General features: G+C 41.3%; 15 protein-coding genes. 4 read left to right on the top strand and 11 right to left on the bottom strand.

The annotated features are described in order from the left end of the window. Positions 1-256: 256 nt before the first annotated feature. From B6F02_RS07820 to gcvT, 5 genes are all read right to left on the bottom strand, one after another. Positions 257-1042: an SDR family oxidoreductase gene (locus B6F02_RS07820; RefSeq protein WP_080146798.1), complete on the bottom strand. Its 786-nt coding sequence runs from the start codon at positions 1040-1042 to the stop codon at positions 257-259. 53 nt (positions 1043-1095) lie between these two features. Beyond that, positions 1096-2553: an aminomethyl-transferring glycine dehydrogenase subunit GcvPB gene (gene gcvPB, locus B6F02_RS07825; RefSeq protein WP_080146799.1), complete on the bottom strand. Its 1458-nt coding sequence runs from the start codon at positions 2551-2553 to the stop codon at positions 1096-1098. After that, positions 2550-3908: an aminomethyl-transferring glycine dehydrogenase subunit GcvPA gene (gene gcvPA, locus B6F02_RS07830; protein WP_080146800.1), complete on the bottom strand. Its 1359-nt coding sequence runs from the start codon at positions 3906-3908 to the stop codon at positions 2550-2552. Before gcvPA ends, gcvPB begins: the two co-directional genes overlap by 4 nt. Before the next feature lie 114 nt (positions 3909-4022). After that, positions 4023-4409, bottom strand: coding sequence for a glycine cleavage system protein GcvH (gene gcvH / locus B6F02_RS07835; RefSeq protein ID WP_080146801.1), 387 nt, complete (start codon positions 4407-4409; stop codon positions 4023-4025). Positions 4410-4427: 18 nt separating this feature from the next. Further along, complete coding sequence (gcvT, locus tag B6F02_RS07840) at positions 4428-5552, bottom strand: glycine cleavage system aminomethyltransferase GcvT (RefSeq protein ID WP_080146802.1); 1125 nt, start codon at positions 5550-5552, stop codon at positions 4428-4430. 407 nt (positions 5553-5959) lie between these two features. On the opposite strand from gcvT, the gene B6F02_RS07845 reads away from it, so the two are divergent. After that, positions 5960-7156 (top strand): iron-containing alcohol dehydrogenase, encoded by a 1197-nt coding sequence (locus B6F02_RS07845; RefSeq protein ID WP_080146803.1) that lies wholly within the window; start codon positions 5960-5962, stop codon positions 7154-7156. A gap of 35 nt (positions 7157-7191) precedes the next feature. Beyond that, positions 7192-8325, top strand: a complete 1134-nt coding sequence (locus B6F02_RS07850) for a GerMN domain-containing protein (RefSeq protein WP_080146804.1) — start codon at positions 7192-7194, stop codon at positions 8323-8325. A 25-nt stretch (positions 8326-8350) separates the two neighbouring features. Here the strand turns inward: B6F02_RS07850 and B6F02_RS07855 are convergent, their stop codons facing one another. From B6F02_RS07855 to B6F02_RS07865, 3 genes are all read right to left on the bottom strand, one after another. After that, positions 8351-8719: a hypothetical protein gene (locus tag B6F02_RS07855; RefSeq protein WP_080146805.1), complete on the bottom strand. Its 369-nt coding sequence runs from the start codon at positions 8717-8719 to the stop codon at positions 8351-8353. A 223-nt stretch (positions 8720-8942) separates the two neighbouring features. Then, positions 8943-10352 (bottom strand): dipeptidase PepV, encoded by a 1410-nt coding sequence (gene pepV / locus B6F02_RS07860; protein WP_080146806.1) that lies wholly within the window; start codon positions 10350-10352, stop codon positions 8943-8945. A 325-nt stretch (positions 10353-10677) separates the two neighbouring features. Beyond that, on the bottom strand, positions 10678-11937 hold the full coding sequence (locus B6F02_RS07865; protein WP_080145550.1) for an IS110 family transposase: 1260 nt from the start codon (positions 11935-11937) through the stop codon (positions 10678-10680). A 492-nt stretch (positions 11938-12429) separates the two neighbouring features. Between B6F02_RS07865 and B6F02_RS07870 the strand changes: the two genes are divergently transcribed. Together B6F02_RS07870 and B6F02_RS07875 are read left to right on the top strand one after the other, a co-directional pair. Next, the gene (locus B6F02_RS07870) at positions 12430-13260 is read left to right on the top strand and encodes an NAD(P)H-hydrate dehydratase (RefSeq protein WP_080146807.1); all 831 of its coding nucleotides are present in this window, start codon (positions 12430-12432) and stop codon (positions 13258-13260) included. Between the two features lie 56 nt (positions 13261-13316). Further along, positions 13317-13568, top strand: coding sequence for a hypothetical protein (locus tag B6F02_RS07875; RefSeq protein ID WP_080146808.1), 252 nt, complete (start codon positions 13317-13319; stop codon positions 13566-13568). 172 nt (positions 13569-13740) lie between these two features. Here the strand turns inward: B6F02_RS07875 and B6F02_RS07880 are convergent, their stop codons facing one another. The 3 genes from B6F02_RS07880 to B6F02_RS07890 form a co-directional block, all read right to left on the bottom strand. Next, complete coding sequence (locus B6F02_RS07880; protein WP_080146809.1) at positions 13741-14460, bottom strand: pseudouridine synthase; 720 nt, start codon at positions 14458-14460, stop codon at positions 13741-13743. A 45-nt stretch (positions 14461-14505) separates the two neighbouring features. After that, positions 14506-16170 (bottom strand): putative polysaccharide biosynthesis protein, encoded by a 1665-nt coding sequence (locus B6F02_RS07885; RefSeq protein WP_080146810.1) that lies wholly within the window; start codon positions 16168-16170, stop codon positions 14506-14508. A gap of 219 nt (positions 16171-16389) precedes the next feature. Further along, positions 16390-18162 carry an ABC transporter ATP-binding protein gene (locus B6F02_RS07890; protein ID WP_256864673.1) on the bottom strand — a complete coding sequence of 591 codons (1773 nt, stop codon included), beginning with the start codon at positions 18160-18162 and terminating at the stop codon, positions 16390-16392. Positions 18163-18346: the final 184 nt, after the last annotated feature.

The following is an 18346-nucleotide window of genomic DNA, read 5'->3' on the forward strand; positions in this document are numbered from 1 at the left end:
CCTTTCCTACTCTGAGTTCAAACAATTCCTCTCTTATTTTCGCTACTCGACTTTTTTCCAACTCTGAGTACAAACAATGCACCTCCAGTTTTCCCCACTCATGCATTATTCAATACTCAGCCAGGAAATTTCCTATCTCATCTTCCTTATTCTCAGCACTGTCTGTTTTGTCATACGACAAAACACCCTTTTTAAACAAAAAACTAACCTTCTCAATTGATTACTCAATAGAGAAAGGTTAGTTATGTTCAGTAGATTAATAAGCTTTGACCATGCCGCCGTCTACTAAGATCGTTTGACCGGTTAAATAAGTGTTGGCTCCTGATACTAGGAATGTTGCGACTTTTGCAAATTCTTCTGGTTCACCGTAACGTCCCAGCGGAATTGTTTTTTCCATTGCTTCGGTAACTTCTTCTTGCGTTTTGTTTTGTTTTTCAGCTTTTTTTGAATCCAGTTCGACGATACGGTCTGTTTCGATACGTCCAGGTCCGATCGTATTGACTAGAATTCCGTCCGCTGCCAATTCTTGGCTTAAACTTTTAGATAATCCTGAGATACCCATTCTGAACACATTGGACAATGTCAGTCCGTCAATCGGCTGTTTGACGGATGAAGACGTGTTATTCAGTATATGACCACCTGTTTTTTTCAAATCAGGCAGCACTTCTCTGATCGTTCGGATAAAGCTGAACAGGGTTAAATCAAATGCCTTTTGCCAATCTTCATCATCAAAATCTTCAAAGGTTCCCCCTGGAGGACCTCCAGCATTATTGACGAGTACACTGATCGGACCAAATTCAGAACGAGTATTTTCAACTAGATTTTTGATATTTTCTGCATCTGTAATATCTGCCACTGTATAGGCAACTTTTCCTACAGCTACTTTTTCAATATCTTTTTTGGCTGCGGCAAGCTTTTCCTCATTACGGCTGGTCAGCATTACATTAGCCCCTTCTTTAGCCAGCTCTTTGGCGATCGCTTTTCCAAGACCAGAACTGGAAGCCAGTACAAGGGCAACTTTTCCTGTTAAATTCAAATCCATTTAGTGATCCTCCTTTATCTTGATAAACAGTTATTTTCATTATAAATAAAATCTTATCTTTGGTAAATGACTTTGGGTTTTCTCGCAGCAGTAACTTCGTCTAATCTGCGGACGGCTTTTGATATGGGTGCTTCATGCAAGACTTCTGGCTGTTCTTCTACTTCTTTTGCAATGGTGATCATTGCATCCGCAAATTCATCCAGCATTTCTTTAGATTCCGTTTCTGTCGGTTCGATCATTAGACATTCTTCAACAATCAGCGGGAAGTAAACGGTCGGCGCATAAAAGCCATAGTCAAGCAGTCGTTTTGCAATGTCGAGCGTCCTTACGCCTTGTTTTTTCTGGCGTAGTCCGCTTAATACAAATTCATGCTTGCAGTGCTGCTTGTAGGGTGTGTCGTAATAATCTGTCAATCTGGCTTTCAAATAGTTGGCGTGCAGGACAGCATCTTCTGAAACCTGCTGCAATCCTTCTGCACCCATTGAACGAATGTATGCATAAGCTCTGACGTTTACCCCAAAGTTTCCAAAGTAGCCTTTAACTCGACCGATTGATAGTGGATAGTCGCTATTCAACAAGTAGTGATCTCCATCTTTTTCAATTCTAGGCACAGGTAAAAAAGGTGAGAGGAAAGATTTAACGCCAATCGGACCAGAACCTGGGCCGCCTCCACCATGAGGCGTACTGAATGATTTGTGCAAGTTCAAATGGACCACATCAAATCCCATTTCTCCTGGCGTTGATTTTCCTAATATAGCATTGGCGTTGGCACCATCATAGTACAACAAACCGCCTGCTTCATGAACGATTTCTGCGATTTCAACGATGTCTACTTCAAATAATCCCAAGGTGTTCGGGTTGGTCAGCATCAATCCAGCAGTATCTGGTCCAAGCGCAGCCTTCAAAGCTTCAACTCCGACCGTGCCGTTTTCGTTAGATTTGATCTCAACGACATCATACCCTGCTACGGCCGCACTGGCAGGATTGGTTCCATGCGCAGAGTCAGGTACTAAGATTGTTTTGCGTGTTTGCCCGTCGCCATTCTGCTCATGATAGGCTTTAAATACAAGTAGTCCAGCCCACTCGCCTTGTGCCCCCGCTGCTGGCTGTAATGAAATCTCATCCATTCCTGTAACTTGTTTCAAATCTTCTTGGAGTCCATACATCAGCTGCAATGCGCCTTGTGTGGTCTCAGGATTTTGCAAAGGATGGATATTGGCAAAGCCATCTAATCTGGCAATATCTTCATTGACCTTTGGATTGTATTTCATTGTACAAGATCCTAATGGATAGAAGCCGGTTTCGATACCAAAATTATTGTTGGCAAGGGCAGTGTAATGGCGCATCAGCTGCAGTTCAGAAACTTCCGGCAGTTCTGCTGCTGCTTTACGCGATAAATGCTCCGGCAGTTCTGCTGAAAGGTCATACATTTCAACATCATTTTCCGGTAAACTGTATGCTTGTCTCCCTGTTTTTGACTGTTCAAATATCAGTTTTGTTTCCTTCATCATCTTTTTGCCACCTCCGCTAATGCCTCAACGAACTGGTCGATCTCTTTTTTCGTTCTTTTTTCTGTTGCACATAACAAAACAGCATGGTCTACTCCAACTAGTTCAGACACATCATAGCCGCCGATAAAGCCTTTTTCTAGTAATGCTTGATTGACTTCTTCGATCGGCAGACTCAGTTTCAATATAAATTCATTAAAGTAAGCAGACTGGTTCAACACTTCAAAGCCTTTCTCCTGAAGTTGTTTGGCTAGATAATGAGCTTTGTTGATGTTCTGCTGAGCCATTTCTTGAACACCGACTTTGCCTAGAGCAGACATGAATACAGAGCTGGCCAATGCATTTAATGCCTGGTTTGAACTCATATTGGATGTCGCTTTTTCTCGACGGATATGCTGTTCTCTTGTCTGCAAGGTCATTACAAATCCGCGTTTTCCTTCGATATCGACGGTTTCTCCTACGATTCGGCTGGGAACTTTTCTCATATATTTGCTTTTAACAGTAAAGTAGCCGCAGTGTGGTCCGCCATAAGACATGGAAAGTCCAAGCGGCTGCATATCTCCCACTACAATATCGGCACCAAGATTCCCAGGAGCTTCAAGTTTAGCTAAGGCAAGTGGATTCGCCACCACAATCAGCAGTGCCTTCGTTTCTTTCATCCGCTCTTTAATGGCTTTCAAGTCTTCGATCGATCCGAAAAAGTTAGGATACTGGATAACAACAGCGGCTGTTTCATCATTTAATTCATTTTCCAGCTGCTTCAAGTCTGTGACCTCTGTGTCCAGACCAATCGGTGTGACCGAATACTCCATTCCATAAGCATATGTACCAACCACTTCTTTTGCTTGCGGATGAAGTGCAGCTGACATCAGAATACGGTTCTTTTTAGTCACAGCGGCAGCTAGATTGCACGCTTCGCCTAAGGAAGTAAAGCCATCATATAAACTGGAATTAGAGACATCCATTCCGGTCAGTTCGCAGATCATCGTCTGAAATTCAAATAAAGCCTGCAGTTCTCCCTGGCTGGCTTCCGGCTGGTAAGGTGTGTAAGCTGTCATAAATTCTGACTTCAATGTTACATGATTTACAACACTCGGAATAAAATGATCATACGTCCCTGCGCCTAAGAAAAACGGATAATCAGTTGCCGTTTTGTTTTGATCAGCCAATTTCTTCATATGCTTGACCAGCTCAAGTTCACTTAAAGAATCTGGCAATTCAATCGCCTTTTGATCCGTTGCTCTTGTAGAGACGGGGATATCTGAAAATAATGCCGCCACAGAGTCTACGCCGATTTCAGCCAGCATTTCTTTTCGGTCTTGTTCAGTTGTCGGTAAATTCTGATGTTGATGGGTCATCCCTAACACTCCTTGTTTAGTTGAATAGGTTCCAATACAAAAAGAGACTTCTCCGCTAAGTGAGAAATCCCTTTTAGACTCTCCAGTGTCATACATTTTAACTTCTAATCAGGCTTATAACCCGCTCACGTAGGTATCGTAGGCATCCGCATCCATCCACTCTGAAGTATCCAGTGCTTCAGTCGTCTGAACTTCAACAATCCAGCCTTCCCCAAATGGCGACTCATTCAATTTTTCTGGTTCATCTTCCAAAGCATCATTCACTTTTGCGATTTTCCCAGTCACCGGTCCATAAATCTCAGAAGAAGACTTCACCGATTCTACTGTCGCAAATTCATCTTCTTTTTCCATCTCATCATTCAAAGCCGGCAAATCAACGAAAACTACATCGCCCAGTTGCTCAACGGCATAATCTGAAATACCGATTCTGACATAATCCTCATTCACTATTTCAATCCACTCGTGTTCCTTTGTAAAATACAACGTTTCTTTTTCTGCCATCTTGATCGCCCGCTTTCATTATTGTTTAATTATTTTCAACCAATCTTTTTTCGTGATTCGTGCTTCAATTCTTTTCTTTCTCACTTGAATCCAGACAGATTCACCCAGCTCAGCTGCCTCTTTTTCCACCAGCATCATCCCGATACTTTTATCTAGCGAAGGAGATTTTGTTCCCGACGTCACCACGCCGATCTCTTCGCCATACGCATCTAACACCGGATATCCCGAGCGCGCAATCCCCTTATCCACACACTCAAATCCACGAGAAACCCGCTTCAACCCTTCCGACTTCTGCTGTTTCAAAGCCGCTTGTCCGACAAATGATTCAGACTTGTCCACTTTGACCGCAAAGCCAACCCCGCCTTCAAGCGGTGAAATGTCTTCGGTCAATTCTTGTCCATATAGAGCCATCCCGGCTTCCATACGCAACGTATCTCTGGCACCTAAGCCGCATTCTATCAAATCAGCTGATGACCCTGCATCCAGCAGTGCTTCCCAAAGTTGGCGTGTCTGCTTCCAAGGGACATAGAGTTCAAATCCATCTTCCCCTGTATAACCGGTTCGAGCAATCAATATTCCTTCTATACTCGCTGCAGTTTCATCCGGAAGAAAATGATAAGATTTTAAGTCTGGCAATCTTGCATCAGTTATTCTTTGCAGGATTTCTGCTGCTTTCGGCCCTTGCAGAGCAATCAGCCCATAGTCACTGGACACATTTTGCAGCTGAATTTCATCTGTCTGGTGCTCTTTCATCCATTTCCAGATTTTGTCTGTATTCCCTGCATTCGGTGTCACTAAGAAATGCTGATCTGAATATTTGAAAAGAATCAGATCATCCAGTGTACCGCCCGCTTCATTCGTCATCGTATTATATTGCGCCTGACCTGTCCTCATTAAAGACACATCATTTGTCACTAAACTGTTCAGCCACTCGGCAGCTTTCTCCCCTGATACATCAATCTCCCCCATATGAGAGACATCGAACAGGCCGGCTTTTTGTCTGACAGCCTGATGTTCTTCACCGATTTTTGAAAATTGTACCGGCAATGCCCACCCGCCAAAATCAACCAGCTTTACTTCCTTTTCTAAATAATACTCATACAGCGGCGTCCGCTTGAGCGTTTCTGTTAATGATCCAGACATCTAACTCCCTCACAATCTGCTTTCATCCCTGCCTGTCACAAGATTTTGGTTATCTTACCGTGACTGAAGAGCTGGTAGAAGCATCGTATTCCTTGTTATGTATTCCTATTTCTTTGCTTAATTGTTGTTTGAAACTAGCAACTCATTGAATGAGTTCATTCTATCAGATTCTTATTCGTACTGAAATAGAAAATCGATTAATTTTTGATAGATAATCCGCTTTCTTTTAATAATATTCGAATAAAAAAAATATAAATAATGATATTATTCGTATATTATAAGGTGTAACCCGCTTTCAACTTTATTTTCTTTAAAATCTGATCGTTTTTTGTCGATTTGCTTTCATATTTTTACAATCGCATTTTGTGATACAATGGACTTACTTAATAAAAAAGGAGCGCTATATTATGCAGCAGGAAGTCGCAAATTTTATTTTTCATAATCCTACAAAAATTGTTTTTGGAAAAGACCAGATTCCATCTCTTTCAACATTGATCCCTAAAGATAAAAAGGTTTTGATTACTTATGGTGGCGGAAGTGTCAAACGCTTTGGAACATTGGATCGTGTTCGTGAAGCATTAGCAGACTATGAGATTGGTGAGTTTGGCGGAATTGAAGCAAACCCGACTTACGAAACTTGTATGCGAGCTGTTGAGCTGATTCAAAAAGAAGGTTACGACTATATACTAGCAGTCGGCGGCGGATCAGTCATTGACGGATCTAAATTTATTGCGGCTGCAGCTGAATTTGACGGTGACCCTGTCAATATTTTCGCTAAAGGCGTTGGAACCGGTGAAGAAGTGAAGTCCGCTCTGCCTCTTGGTACGATTCTGACATTGCCGGCAACGGGATCAGAAATGAACGGAACAGCTGTCGTTACTTTCAAAGAAAAAGAAGCAAAAGTCAGCTTCAACAGTATCAAAGTTTATCCGGCATTCTCCATTTTAGAGCCTGAATTAACGTATACTCTGCCGAAAAGACAGTTGGCGAACGGCGTAACCGACTCATTTGTGCATATTTTAGAACAATACTTAACCTATCCAGTCGGTGGTGCACGTGTTCAAGATGGTTTCTCAGAAAGTCTGTTGCGGACACTGATCGAAATCGGTCCAGAAGTTATTGATGAAGAAAAACAAGATTACGCTATACGTGCTGACTTTATGTGGACAGCTACGATCGCTTTGAACCGCCTGCTTTCTACCGGAGTTCCAGGAGACTGGTCAACCCATGCACTAGGTCATGAGATCACAGTGCTGAATCACACCGATCACGCCCGTACGCTCTCAGCGATTCTGCCTGCTGTCTTATCGGTTCGTAAAGAAGCGAAATTTGACAAACTTGTTCAATATGCTGAAAATGTCTGGAATATCCAAGAAGGTTCTGATGAAGTAAAAGCGGACGCAGCCATACTGAAAACAGCTGCTTTCTTGAAATCTATCGATATGCCTGTGTCTTTAACTGAAATCGATGTAAAGCAAGAAGATATCGATTATTTAGTCAAACAGCTTGAAGCTCACGGCAATACAGCAATCTCTGAACGCGGCGATCAGACATTAGCAGTTTCAAGAGACATTTATGAAAAAGCATTATCACTAGAAATTTAATCACACCAACTATACAGATTCCTAGGAGGAAAAAAATGTCCTATCAATCGATGTTCAAAAAAATGGCTTTCCTATCCTTATCTGGTCTTGTGCTGGCTGCTTGCTCAGATGAAGCTCAGCCGACAACAGAAGATACTACCGAACAGACAGATTCGGCTGCCGGAACAGATACTGATACCAATACAGACAGCTCAACAGATGAAGAAACTACGGAAAACCTTTCGCAAAATATGCTTGACTGGATTCCCATGAACGAAAATACGCGCTACGTCTACGAAGGTGAAGGCGCGGAAAGTGCTGCTTACACGGTCTATCCGCAGTTCACACACAGCGATACTCTGCAAGTCGTCCAGTCTGGGACTGGTACTGATTCAGTGAAAGTTTACGAATACGCAGAAAATGAGGTCCGCGAAGTCTTTTTAAGAGGCGAAACTTACTTCCGCGATGATGTGGTGGATACTGGATTGACCAGCGAACAGGATCAATACGAAGTTCTTCTTCAGGCACCTATCGAAGTCGGACACAGCTGGGAGAGCCCATCTGGTTCAATTTCTGAGATCACTGACTCAAATGTTTCCATTGAGACACCTGCCGGAACCTATGATGCTCTGGAAATTACGCGCACACTGAATGACACAACGACCCTGTTATATTACGCACCGGCAGTTGGTATGATCCAAAGTATTTATGAACCAGATGGTGATATGACGGTAACTTCTACATTGAGCCAGCTGGAAGATGAAGTACCGGAAGAAATACCGTTGACGGTATATGAATTGAATGAAATGGCTACTGCTCTAAATACTGTTGAAACAACGTTGGAGCTGTACACCAACGATCCGGCTCGGTTAGCGTTGACCGAAATCTTAAATGGCAGCACAGATGTAATGTCCGTTCCTTCTCTAACAGAAAATGTTGAACTCAACTATTTGTATATGGGAAATGATGGAATCGTGCATGCTGACTTCTCTGAAGAACTGATTACAGAAATGAATGCAGGTTCAGGGATAGAAGCACTCCTGCTGCAAAGTATCGTGAATACAATCGGCGGTTATTATCAGACCGATGAAGTATTGGTGACTGTTGAAACAGAACCGTATGAATCAGGACATATTGCTATGGATGAAGGTCAAACGATGCAAGTAGATCTTTCTTCTGTAGAAGAATAAGCGTTATCTAAAAAGAGCAAGCGACTTAGTTTGAATCACTAAGCCGCTCGCTTTTTTCATTTGTTGTTGAAAAGAATCTGTAAAAGAAGTATGTATTCATTAGTTCTAAAAATGAATACATGGCAATAACCACAAAAATATTGCTTTCATTGTAGGTGGCTAAAACGGAAACCAGGACAATCAGCACAACCGAAATTTGAGTTTTATAAGGATGACTGTAGACGGTCCGGTCAACTTCTGCAAACCAGCGGCTGATCCCTTTTCTTAAAAGGACTACAATGATAAAAATCCCAATATACACAGGCCAATTCTGATCCGTTCTTTCAGCGCCATATAAAAGCATAAAACCTATAGCTAAAACGATGATATCCCCCAATAGCATCTTTTTAAACATGTTCTCCCCCCATTTTGCATGATTTCTTAATAGTGTATCACAACATTCGTTCAGTTCGATCAGTTATTTTGATTCTTTTAATCGTTCTTTTTTATAGAAAAATAAACTGAACCGATAATGGCTTTTCTATACATCTTTCTATTCCTTTCGTTGAAATAATGAATTTATATGTAAATAACGCTCTGTATGCATCGTAACATACAGAGCGTTATAATTGTAAAGATTATTTTACTAATTCATAGATTGCTTCAGCGTAAATGGCCATCGCGTTCATAAGATCATCTACCGCCATAAATTCATTGGCCTGATGCATAGTGTCAACACTATCAGGGAACATTGCGCCATATGCAACGCCTCGTTTCATCAGACGTCCGTAGGTTCCGCCGCCGATGACCTGTTCAGTCGCTTCTAAGCCAGTCTGACGGTGATAAACATCTAACAAAGTGGTCACTAACGGATCATTGCCTGGAACATAATGAGGGACTTTTCCTTCTGGCAATGTCACTGTAACGTTGTACTGAGACATTTTTTCTTTTATGCGGGTACCAATCGTCTCTTCGTCCGTTCCTTGCGGATAACGCATATTGACAGTAATCTGTCCGCCTTGATCAACGTTGAAGTTGAAGACTCCTGTATTGGAAGTCAGTTCACCCATTACGGCATCAGTGTGTGCAATTCCCAATTTTTCGCCAGCAGGATCTTCATGCAAGTATAATGCAATGACTTGGATAAAGTCTTGTGCGTCTCCTCCGAAATTATAATCGGATAAGAAACGAGCCAGATAGGTTCCGGCATTGACCCCTTTAGCCGGTGTACTTCCGTGTGCAGCTTTTCCGACTACTCTGATCGTTACTCGATTGCCGTCAACAGCTAGATCGCCTGTTACAGATTGTCCGGATAAGAAATCCTGGAACCCACTTTCTAATTCTGAAGGATCTTCAGAATCAATGACAGCGACTGCATCTTGCGGTACCATGTTCGGGCGCAGACCAGATTCGAATTCAACAAGCTTGTGCGTACCGCCGTCAGCATTTCCTTCAAAGGCTAACTGCGCTGACACATTCCCTTTTTCTCCATTGATGATCGGGAACGCTGCATCTGGTGAAAAGCCGAAGTCAGGTTCCGGTTGTGTTTCAAGGTAATGCTTGATTCCTTTCCATTCACTTTCCTCATCTGTTCCAAGAATGAAACGGATTTTTCTAGATACTGGCAGTTCCAGCTCTTTAATCATTTTGATTGCATAGTAAGCAGCCATTCCCGGACCTTTATCATCACTTGAGCCGCGGGCATATAATTTGCCGTCTTTGATTACTGGATCGAAAGGATCTGTTTCCCAGCCTGTACCTGTTGGAACAACGTCCACGTGCGCAAGTACGCCCATTGTTTCATCTCCGTCACCATATTCAATATGTCCAGCCCAGTTATCGAAGTTTTCAGCCTTGAACCCGTCTCTTTCTCCGATTTTCAAGAATGCTTCTAACGCTTCTTTTGGTCCCGGACCTACCGGAGCATCTTCTGTTGCTTTTGAATCATCTCTAACACTGTCGATTCTAAGAATCGTAAACAAATCTTCTAGAAAGTCCTCTTTGCGTTTTGCCGCTTCTGCTTTCCAGTCAATTGATTGATTGGCCATTGGTAAAATTCCTCCCATTGCATTATCTGAATCGTAAAGACCGCGTTTTTTAAAATACGTACACGATCTTTGCTTCTGTATACCATTTTAGCACTTTTTCCGTTAAACACCAATTTTTCAATTACTAAGGAAAAGTGTCATAAGTGCAAAGGTAAATGGATTATCGTAAAATAAGCTTTAAAAGCATTATGGTGTTAAGTCAAGAGAATAGATTAAAATGACAACCTATTTTCATAAAAAAGGGTACACTGAACTAAACCGCCACGTATTCGAAAATACGTTCGGTTTATATCTTCGGATAGTCGTCCTTAAGAAATAGTTTCTCTTAAGACTCCATCGCCTCCGATCTTGCGATATAGAGTTGGTGATCGCTTAGGAGTGCAAACACCAGACGCACTAATTTTCGTGCAGTTAAGACGAGGGCTCGTTTGTGTTGTGTTTTCGGTACTTCTTTATATTTTTTCTGGTAATAGGCTTCATACTCAGGAATATATCGTCTTACAGAGTTGGCAGCTTGAACTAAGTAATAACGTAAATAACGGTTTCCTGACTTAGACATCGGTGTCTTTTCTTTTTGATAGTTACCAGATTGATGTTTTGGCCAATAAAGACCAGCGTATTTTGCCAGTTGAGCTTCATGGTTAAATCGGTCAATTTGACCAACTTCAGCGATAATGCCTGCGGCATAAACAGGTCCAATGCCTGGAATGCTTAACAATGTTTTGGCGCTATCGATGGTTTCCATAATATTCTCAATGGCTTTATCAATGATTTTTATTTCTTGTTCAAATCCACGTATAACACGCATTTGAACACCTAGATTGATATCAATACTGTCTTGTGCTAATTTGCCTAAGCGATAAGAGTCTGAGACAGATTTTCTAATGACTTTAGCTAATTTGACAGGATCTTTAAAGCGTCCTCGTCCAAACTTTTGAAGTAAAGCAGCTAGCTCAACGCTATTCATTGTCCGAATCTCAGCCATTGAAATGTCGCCATTCATTAATTGAATCATCGTTGAACTAAACACAGACGTGCTTATATTTTCAGCTTTTAAGTCACTCGAAAGAGTGTTGCACTTGTAATAAAGATTTTCCACGTAGTGCTGCTGGGCTTCGGTCATCTGTCGAATCAACTGATAGCGTGTACGAGTAAAACGTAGAAGAGCAACGAATTTTTCTTCTCGTGGTTGAGATTTCGTATGCTTTCCAGTTGTCAAAAACTCTGCAATGATTTGGGCGTCTAATTTATCATTCTTTTCTTCTGTCCAGACTTTAGAAAAACGATGAATAACCCGCGGGTTTTCTACAATGGTTTCAACGTTAATCAGTTTCAACTCTGGATCATTTGAGAAGAATAGGGACGGGTGCATACTGTATTGACCCGTCGCTTCCATACCTACAAGTATTTTGTCAAAATCCAACTCCTCGTGAAAGCGAAGGATTTTATCTTTAATCATTGTGGCGCCTGACTCACTATTCGCTACTGTCTCTTGCCAAAGAATCGTATTGGTATCATCTTCACGTAAGAGAAAACAAGCATCAAGCTTCGCTTTACTTACGTCTAAACCGACAAATAATTTCATGGAAGGGTTCCCCCTTTCGTTATAAATTTGGAAGGTAAGCTTGGTCACTCCGGGCTATCCCTGTAACACAATGCGTGCCTTAACCTCGAGCATAAGTATTTAACTCGTTTCTTGTGTAGCTGCCAAGACCGAAGGTTTCCTAAGACCAACGGACACAAGAACCAAGCCATACAGCTTATGAGTAAATAGTCTCAACATTGTGACGGGAAGCATGCTTAATGAGTAGTCGAACTACAAGGAGGGGAAAGCTTCATCCCATTTAGAACCATCTTCCATCTAGTTCTATTTTACACAGAAACAGCACGGAATGACCAAGCGATAACCAAGATATTTAATTATCAAAGAACTAAAGTGAATGGATCATCAAAAGCGACTTTTTGAAATTTTTCTCCCCCATGGGGGAGAAAGCTCCATTCTTTCAAACAGTTAATCCATCAACTAAGTTAAGAACAATTCTTAACTACAAACTTATTATACGAGGAGGGTTTCAACTTGAAACCAATAGAAAAATCACTTGTTGAAAAGGCTATTCCTGTCAGAAAAGAGAATAGCTATAAAGGAAATTTCGGTAAACTGCTTTTTGTGGGCGGCAGCGCGCAGATGGGCGGAGCCATTATTATGTCATCGTCCGCAGCAGTCTATTCTGGTGCTGGTCTAGTGACTGTTGCCAGTGCACCAGAAAATGTTCACGCTTTACACGCCAGATTACCTGAAGCAATGTTTTTGAATATGTATAATCTAGAAGCACTGGGTAATATGGTAGAAAAAATGGATGGTATTGTAATGGGGCCTGGTCTTGGTCGAAATGAAAAAGCCACAGAAGTATTCAAAACGGTTTTAACCCATTTAAAAAAAGAGCAATTTTTATTGATTGATGGAGATGCCATTTCAATCTATAAAAATGAGCAAATGCCTCATCCAAATGCACAAGTCGTGTTTACCCCGCATGTCGGTGAATGGAAAACACTCTCCGGACTAAGTAAAGAGGAAGAAAATGAAGAAGATAATCGCAATAAACAGAAAGCGTTAGATGCCATCATTGTATTGAAGAAAGGACAATCTGAAGTTTATTTTGATGATGAAGTATGGCAGAATATTCCTGGCAACCCTTCTATGGCAACAGGTGGTATGGGAGATACTCTGGCTGGAATGATCGCCGGATTTATGGGACAGTATGAAGACCAGCATCTTGGTATCCTATCGGCTGTGTATCTTCACAGTGATATCGCCAATACTTTATCCAACACACACTACGTTACTTTACCTACTATGATCATTGAAAAGATACCTGAAACGATGCACGCCTACGCACAAAGACAGTAGATTTCCTCTTTTTTCTTCGTTATACTGGATGAGAGAAAAAAGAAAGGTCGAGTTTGATGAATAAAAAATTAATAGGGTTTTGTGCAGGTGCTTTTATTTTAGGATTTCTATTGATGTATTATGGATTAGAAGCCGGATTCTTTTTGGGAATGGTTTTAATCGCATTATACAGCTTTACTGCTGGTCCTAAATATGATCAGAATCCGGATGATGAAGCCTTTAAGCGAGACAGACAGCGGATCATCATCATGATGTGGGTTGGCTTTTCATATGTACTATCTGGATTTTCAGCTTTGTTTATTGGATAACCGTATCTGGACATGACTAGGAAGCATACTCGTCCTTCAGCTGAAAGGCTGACGCTTTGCGAGTATGCTTTTTTATTATTGCTTATCCTGTTTATGCTTTCTTATAAGTCCTATTTGTCAGGATCCTATTTAAAAAAGCTGCCTCAAAGATTTCCTTTAAGACAGCTCAAACTTATTCAGCTTTTAATTGTGCAATCTCCTCTTTTGTGCATTCTCGATATGCACCCAGTTCCAGATGCGGATCCAGTGTTAAAGGTCCCATCGAAAGTCGTTTTAGATAAAGCACTTCTTTTCCGACTGCGTGGAACATTCTTTTGACTTGATGGAACTTGCCTTCTTGAATAGTGATCTCAATGTTAGAAGTCTGACTTTCTTCATCTACAGCTAAAACCTTTAGCTCGGCCGGCATGGTCTGATATCCATCATCTAATTCTACGCCTTTTCTGAAAGCCGCAACATCTTCTTCGGTTACGATTCCTTCAATCTCAGCCAAGTAAGTTTTATCGACATGATGTTTTGGAGACAATAAACGATGAGTCAGTCCCCCATCATTTGTCAGCAGCAGCAATCCTTCTGTATCGATATCTAATCGGCCGACAGGATGCGGTTCTTGAACAATATCGCTGAGCTCAAGCAGATCTAGCACGGTTTCATGCATCACGTCTTCCGTGGCACTGATGACACCTGCTGGCTTGTTCAGCATAAAATAAACAAACTCTTGATAGTCCAGTTGATCCCCAGCTATCTTGATTTCATCCTGGTCAGGATCTACCTGTGTCTTCGGATCCTTCACGATTTCGCCATTAATCTCTATAATAGACGATTTAAGCAGTTTCTTGACTTCTTTTCTTGTTCCTAATCCACTATGAGCTAATAATTTATCAATTCTCATCTAGTCACCTCACTTTCAGTGTACCGTATTTCTTTGAATTTCACACTATTTCATTCTTAATTTATTTCTGACAGAAGCAGCTTGTGAGCCTATGAGTCTATCTGCTAAGCGTGTTTTTAAAGAGAGATAGCCGTATACTGCAATTCCGACAGCAGCCATAATCGGCAGAGATAAACCGGCCTGTACTTTGTTCTCGAAATCTAAGAACAAACTGACACCTTCTCGTGTCACCATTGTGACTGCTCCCATAACGAGCGATAAGATCAAGATCAACAAGGATCGTCTGAACAGCAGACTCGCAGAGTAGTTTGTCGCTCCGTGCATAATACGCATCATCAGCCAGCAAGTAACGCCAAAACCGGCGATCGTAGAATACAACATCCCGTAAGCACCTAGTCCCATTATTCCCACAAATAGAGGTTGAGTAATCAGCTTTACTGCAAAACCAATCATCAGCGTTTTGATTGCTGGCCTAGTTTGACCTGCAGCTTGAAGCATATTTCCTAAAACAGCATATAACGCAATAAAAATACTCATATAAGCAGAAACGACTGTCACGGAAGTCCCCAGATCACTCGCAGGGAAAAAGACATTGTATAACGGTTCCGCTACAACAGCCATACCGACTGCTGCAGGAAACATTGCGAAGAATAATAATTGGACGCCTTTAGAGAACTGTTTGCTGACTTCTTTAATGTCTCTTTTCGCCATTAGGTTACTGATCAGCGGAACAGTGGCAATCGACAATGCTGTACCGAAGGACGTCAGTATCATAATCAATTTATGCGCATTCGCTTGGGTAATCCCATACGTTTCTTCAATGGCATCTTTGCTTAACTCTGAGAACCATTCCATGATCGGTGCATAAGTGATCTGATCGATCATCTGGAAGATTGTAATGCCTGTTGCAATAATAATAAAGGGTATAGAAGTTTTTATAATTCCTTTAAGCAAAGCATTAGAGGAGACTTCTACTTTTCCGGTACTTTCTTCTGCTCCATAGTTGAAAGCAGTATCAATTCGTTTAATTTTCCAAGCTAAATACAGTAGTGAAAACAGCGCACCGATAAAAGCAGCGAATGTAGAATAGGCTACTGCTGTAACCATTTCCCCTCTAAGCAGCTGAGTGATCATGAAAGCAGATGACAGCATAAATAAAATTCTGGCAAACTGTTCTATAATCTGTGAGATTGCCGGACCCGCCATTGTATTGTGCCCTTGAAGAAATCCTCTTGTTACGCTTTGAGATGGAATAATCAGCAATGCAGGAACAAGAGCCCGCATGACTAATACGGCGTCATCTGTACTTTCGGAAGGACTTGTGGTCGCTAAAACAGGTGCTAAAATATATAACGCCACTGCGGAAATGAGTCCAGTTAAAGCCATTAGTTTAAGTCCCTGTTTATAAATCGATTTGGAAACTTCATATTCACCGAGTGCGTTATAATGACTGATTTGCTTGGAAATTGCTGATGGTACGCCGGCAGTAGCTAGTGCTAGAAAGAATGCATAGGGCGTGTAGCCGATTTGGAACAGTGCATTTGCCGCATTCGCCTCCGCACCCATCCAAGCCATCCAGGGAATTATATAAATGATTCCCAATACTCTGGAAACCATGCTGCCTGCGGTCATCCAGGCAGAGCCGCTGACCATTTTCTGATCATTTGATAATTCTTTTTTTATAGGTTTTGAAGTTGTTTGATTGTCCATCTGAATTGAACCTTCTTTCAATAATTCGGGCTTCATTAAGTGCAGCTTATAATTGATCAACTGGTATTCATTTAAAGCATAGAAAAAGGAGCCGCTGAGCGCTCCTTTTCAACTAGATTCTATTTTACTGTTTTACCGTATGCGTTGCAATCTCGTTTCACGAGAAAAGTCTATTTTATTGAAATCTTAATGCTTTTGACTTATTTAAGACAGAACTAACTAGTTCAGTTGCTGTTTCGCAAATAATGCGTACAATGGATGATCCGCGAGCAATTCTTCATGCGTTCCCATCCCAGTAATTTCTCCATCTTCTATGAATAAAATCTTGTTTGCATCAATGATAGTGCTGAGACGGTGAGCGATCACAAACGTTGTCCGCCCTTCCATCAACTTATTCAAAGCTTGAGAAACGATTCTTTCTGATTGACTGTCTAAACTAGCGGTTGCTTCATCCATCATCAAAATCTTCGGATCGCGTAAGAAGGCTCTGGCAATATTGATCCGCTGCCTCTGACCTCCAGAGAGCTTGATACCGCGTTCGCCAATCATTTCATCCAGTCCATCCGGGAAAGATTCAATAAATCCTCTGGCGTACGCCATTTCAGCGACCTTCCATAATTCTTCATCTGAAACATCTTTTTCTTCCGGCAATCCGTAACAAAGGTTTTCCCGAATCGTTCCGGACATCATTGCATTTTCCTGCGAGACATATCCGATCTGACTTCTCCAGGACTGAATAGAAATGCTTTGGATCGGCGTATCACCGACTGCAATTTCTCCAGACTTCGGTTCATAGAACCGTTCGACCAACGCAAAGAGTGTTGTCTTTCCACCGCCGCTTGGTCCGGCAAAAGCAATTTTTTCACCCGGAGCAGTTGAGAAGGTTATCTGTTTTAAGATAGGATTATTTTTATTATAGGCAAATGAAACATCTTTGAAATGGAGCGGAAGGTCCGTAATGTTCACTTCTTCTCCTATATCGTTAGGCTCTTCCGGCTCATCTAAAATAGAAATAATTCGGTTGGTCGCACCTGCTGCTTTTTGGATCTGCATGAAGAAATTCATGAAAGTGACTGCTGGAAAGATCACTTGAAACAGATAAAGCAGAAAAGCTACCAACGAACCAGTGGTCATGACACCTTGAGCTACTCGATATCCGCCGTAACCGATAACAACTACAATAATACCCATCATCATTGTGTACATCAGCGGTGCAATAAAAGCCATGTATCTTGCTTCTTTTAAACCGATTTTATATAACCGGTTGACGCCTTTTTTTCCTTTTTCCTTTTCATAAGATTCAGCAGTCGATGACTTCATCAGTCGTGCTTCAGAGATTGTCTGCTGAATTCTTCCTGAGAATACTGCCGTCTCGTCTTGCATTTCTTTGGATATAGAAGCAATTTTATTTCCCAGCGGCTTGATTACAAACGTTGCCAGCGGAATGGCGATCAGCATAACTAATGTCATTTGCCAGTCCATAAAGATCAAGATAAAGAAAACACCGATAACCGTGACGATCCCTGTAACAAACTGCGGAAAGAATGCAGTAATCAGATTCTGTACAATAATCGTATCATTCGTAATTCGGCTGACAATCTCACCAGAAGCGTATTGATCAAAAAATCTAACGGGCAGCCTCGTGACTTTATTCCATAGAAAAGTCCGTAAACCGGCGATAACTTGATGTCCTACTTTGTGCAGGATATAATTGGACATTGCGTCCAATAATACTTGCAGTATAAAGACACCGACAATTCCCGCAATCATCCATGGTGTGAAAAAGTCCAGTTCTACTCCGTCAATGAATCTCTGGGTAACGAGAGGGATCATCAATTGGGTCATTGTTGTCAGAATACTGCCCAGCAAACCGAAAATCAGTAAAGATTTTGATAGGTTTGTTGACCAGATCAGTCTAATAAATTTTTTCATATCATGTTTGCTTAAGTTTTGTTGTACGATCAGTTCATTTTGCATAAAATTTTGTTGCATCAAAGTTTCTCCTCTGTATAAAACTAAAAATTCAATCCAGTGATTTATGTATTTAGCATAGTGCACTAACATTTTAACAAACTATTCTAGTCTATGCACTTTTATTTTAGAAGTGATTATACTACCAGGTCAACAATTGTTTAATTTACCCGCCTTTTGAGTATATCTAAACAAAATGATATTA

The sequence above is a fragment of the Marinilactibacillus piezotolerans genome (assembly GCF_900169305.1).
In the GTDB taxonomy this organism is placed as follows: Bacteria; Bacillota; Bacilli; order Lactobacillales; family Carnobacteriaceae_A; genus Marinilactibacillus; species Marinilactibacillus piezotolerans_A.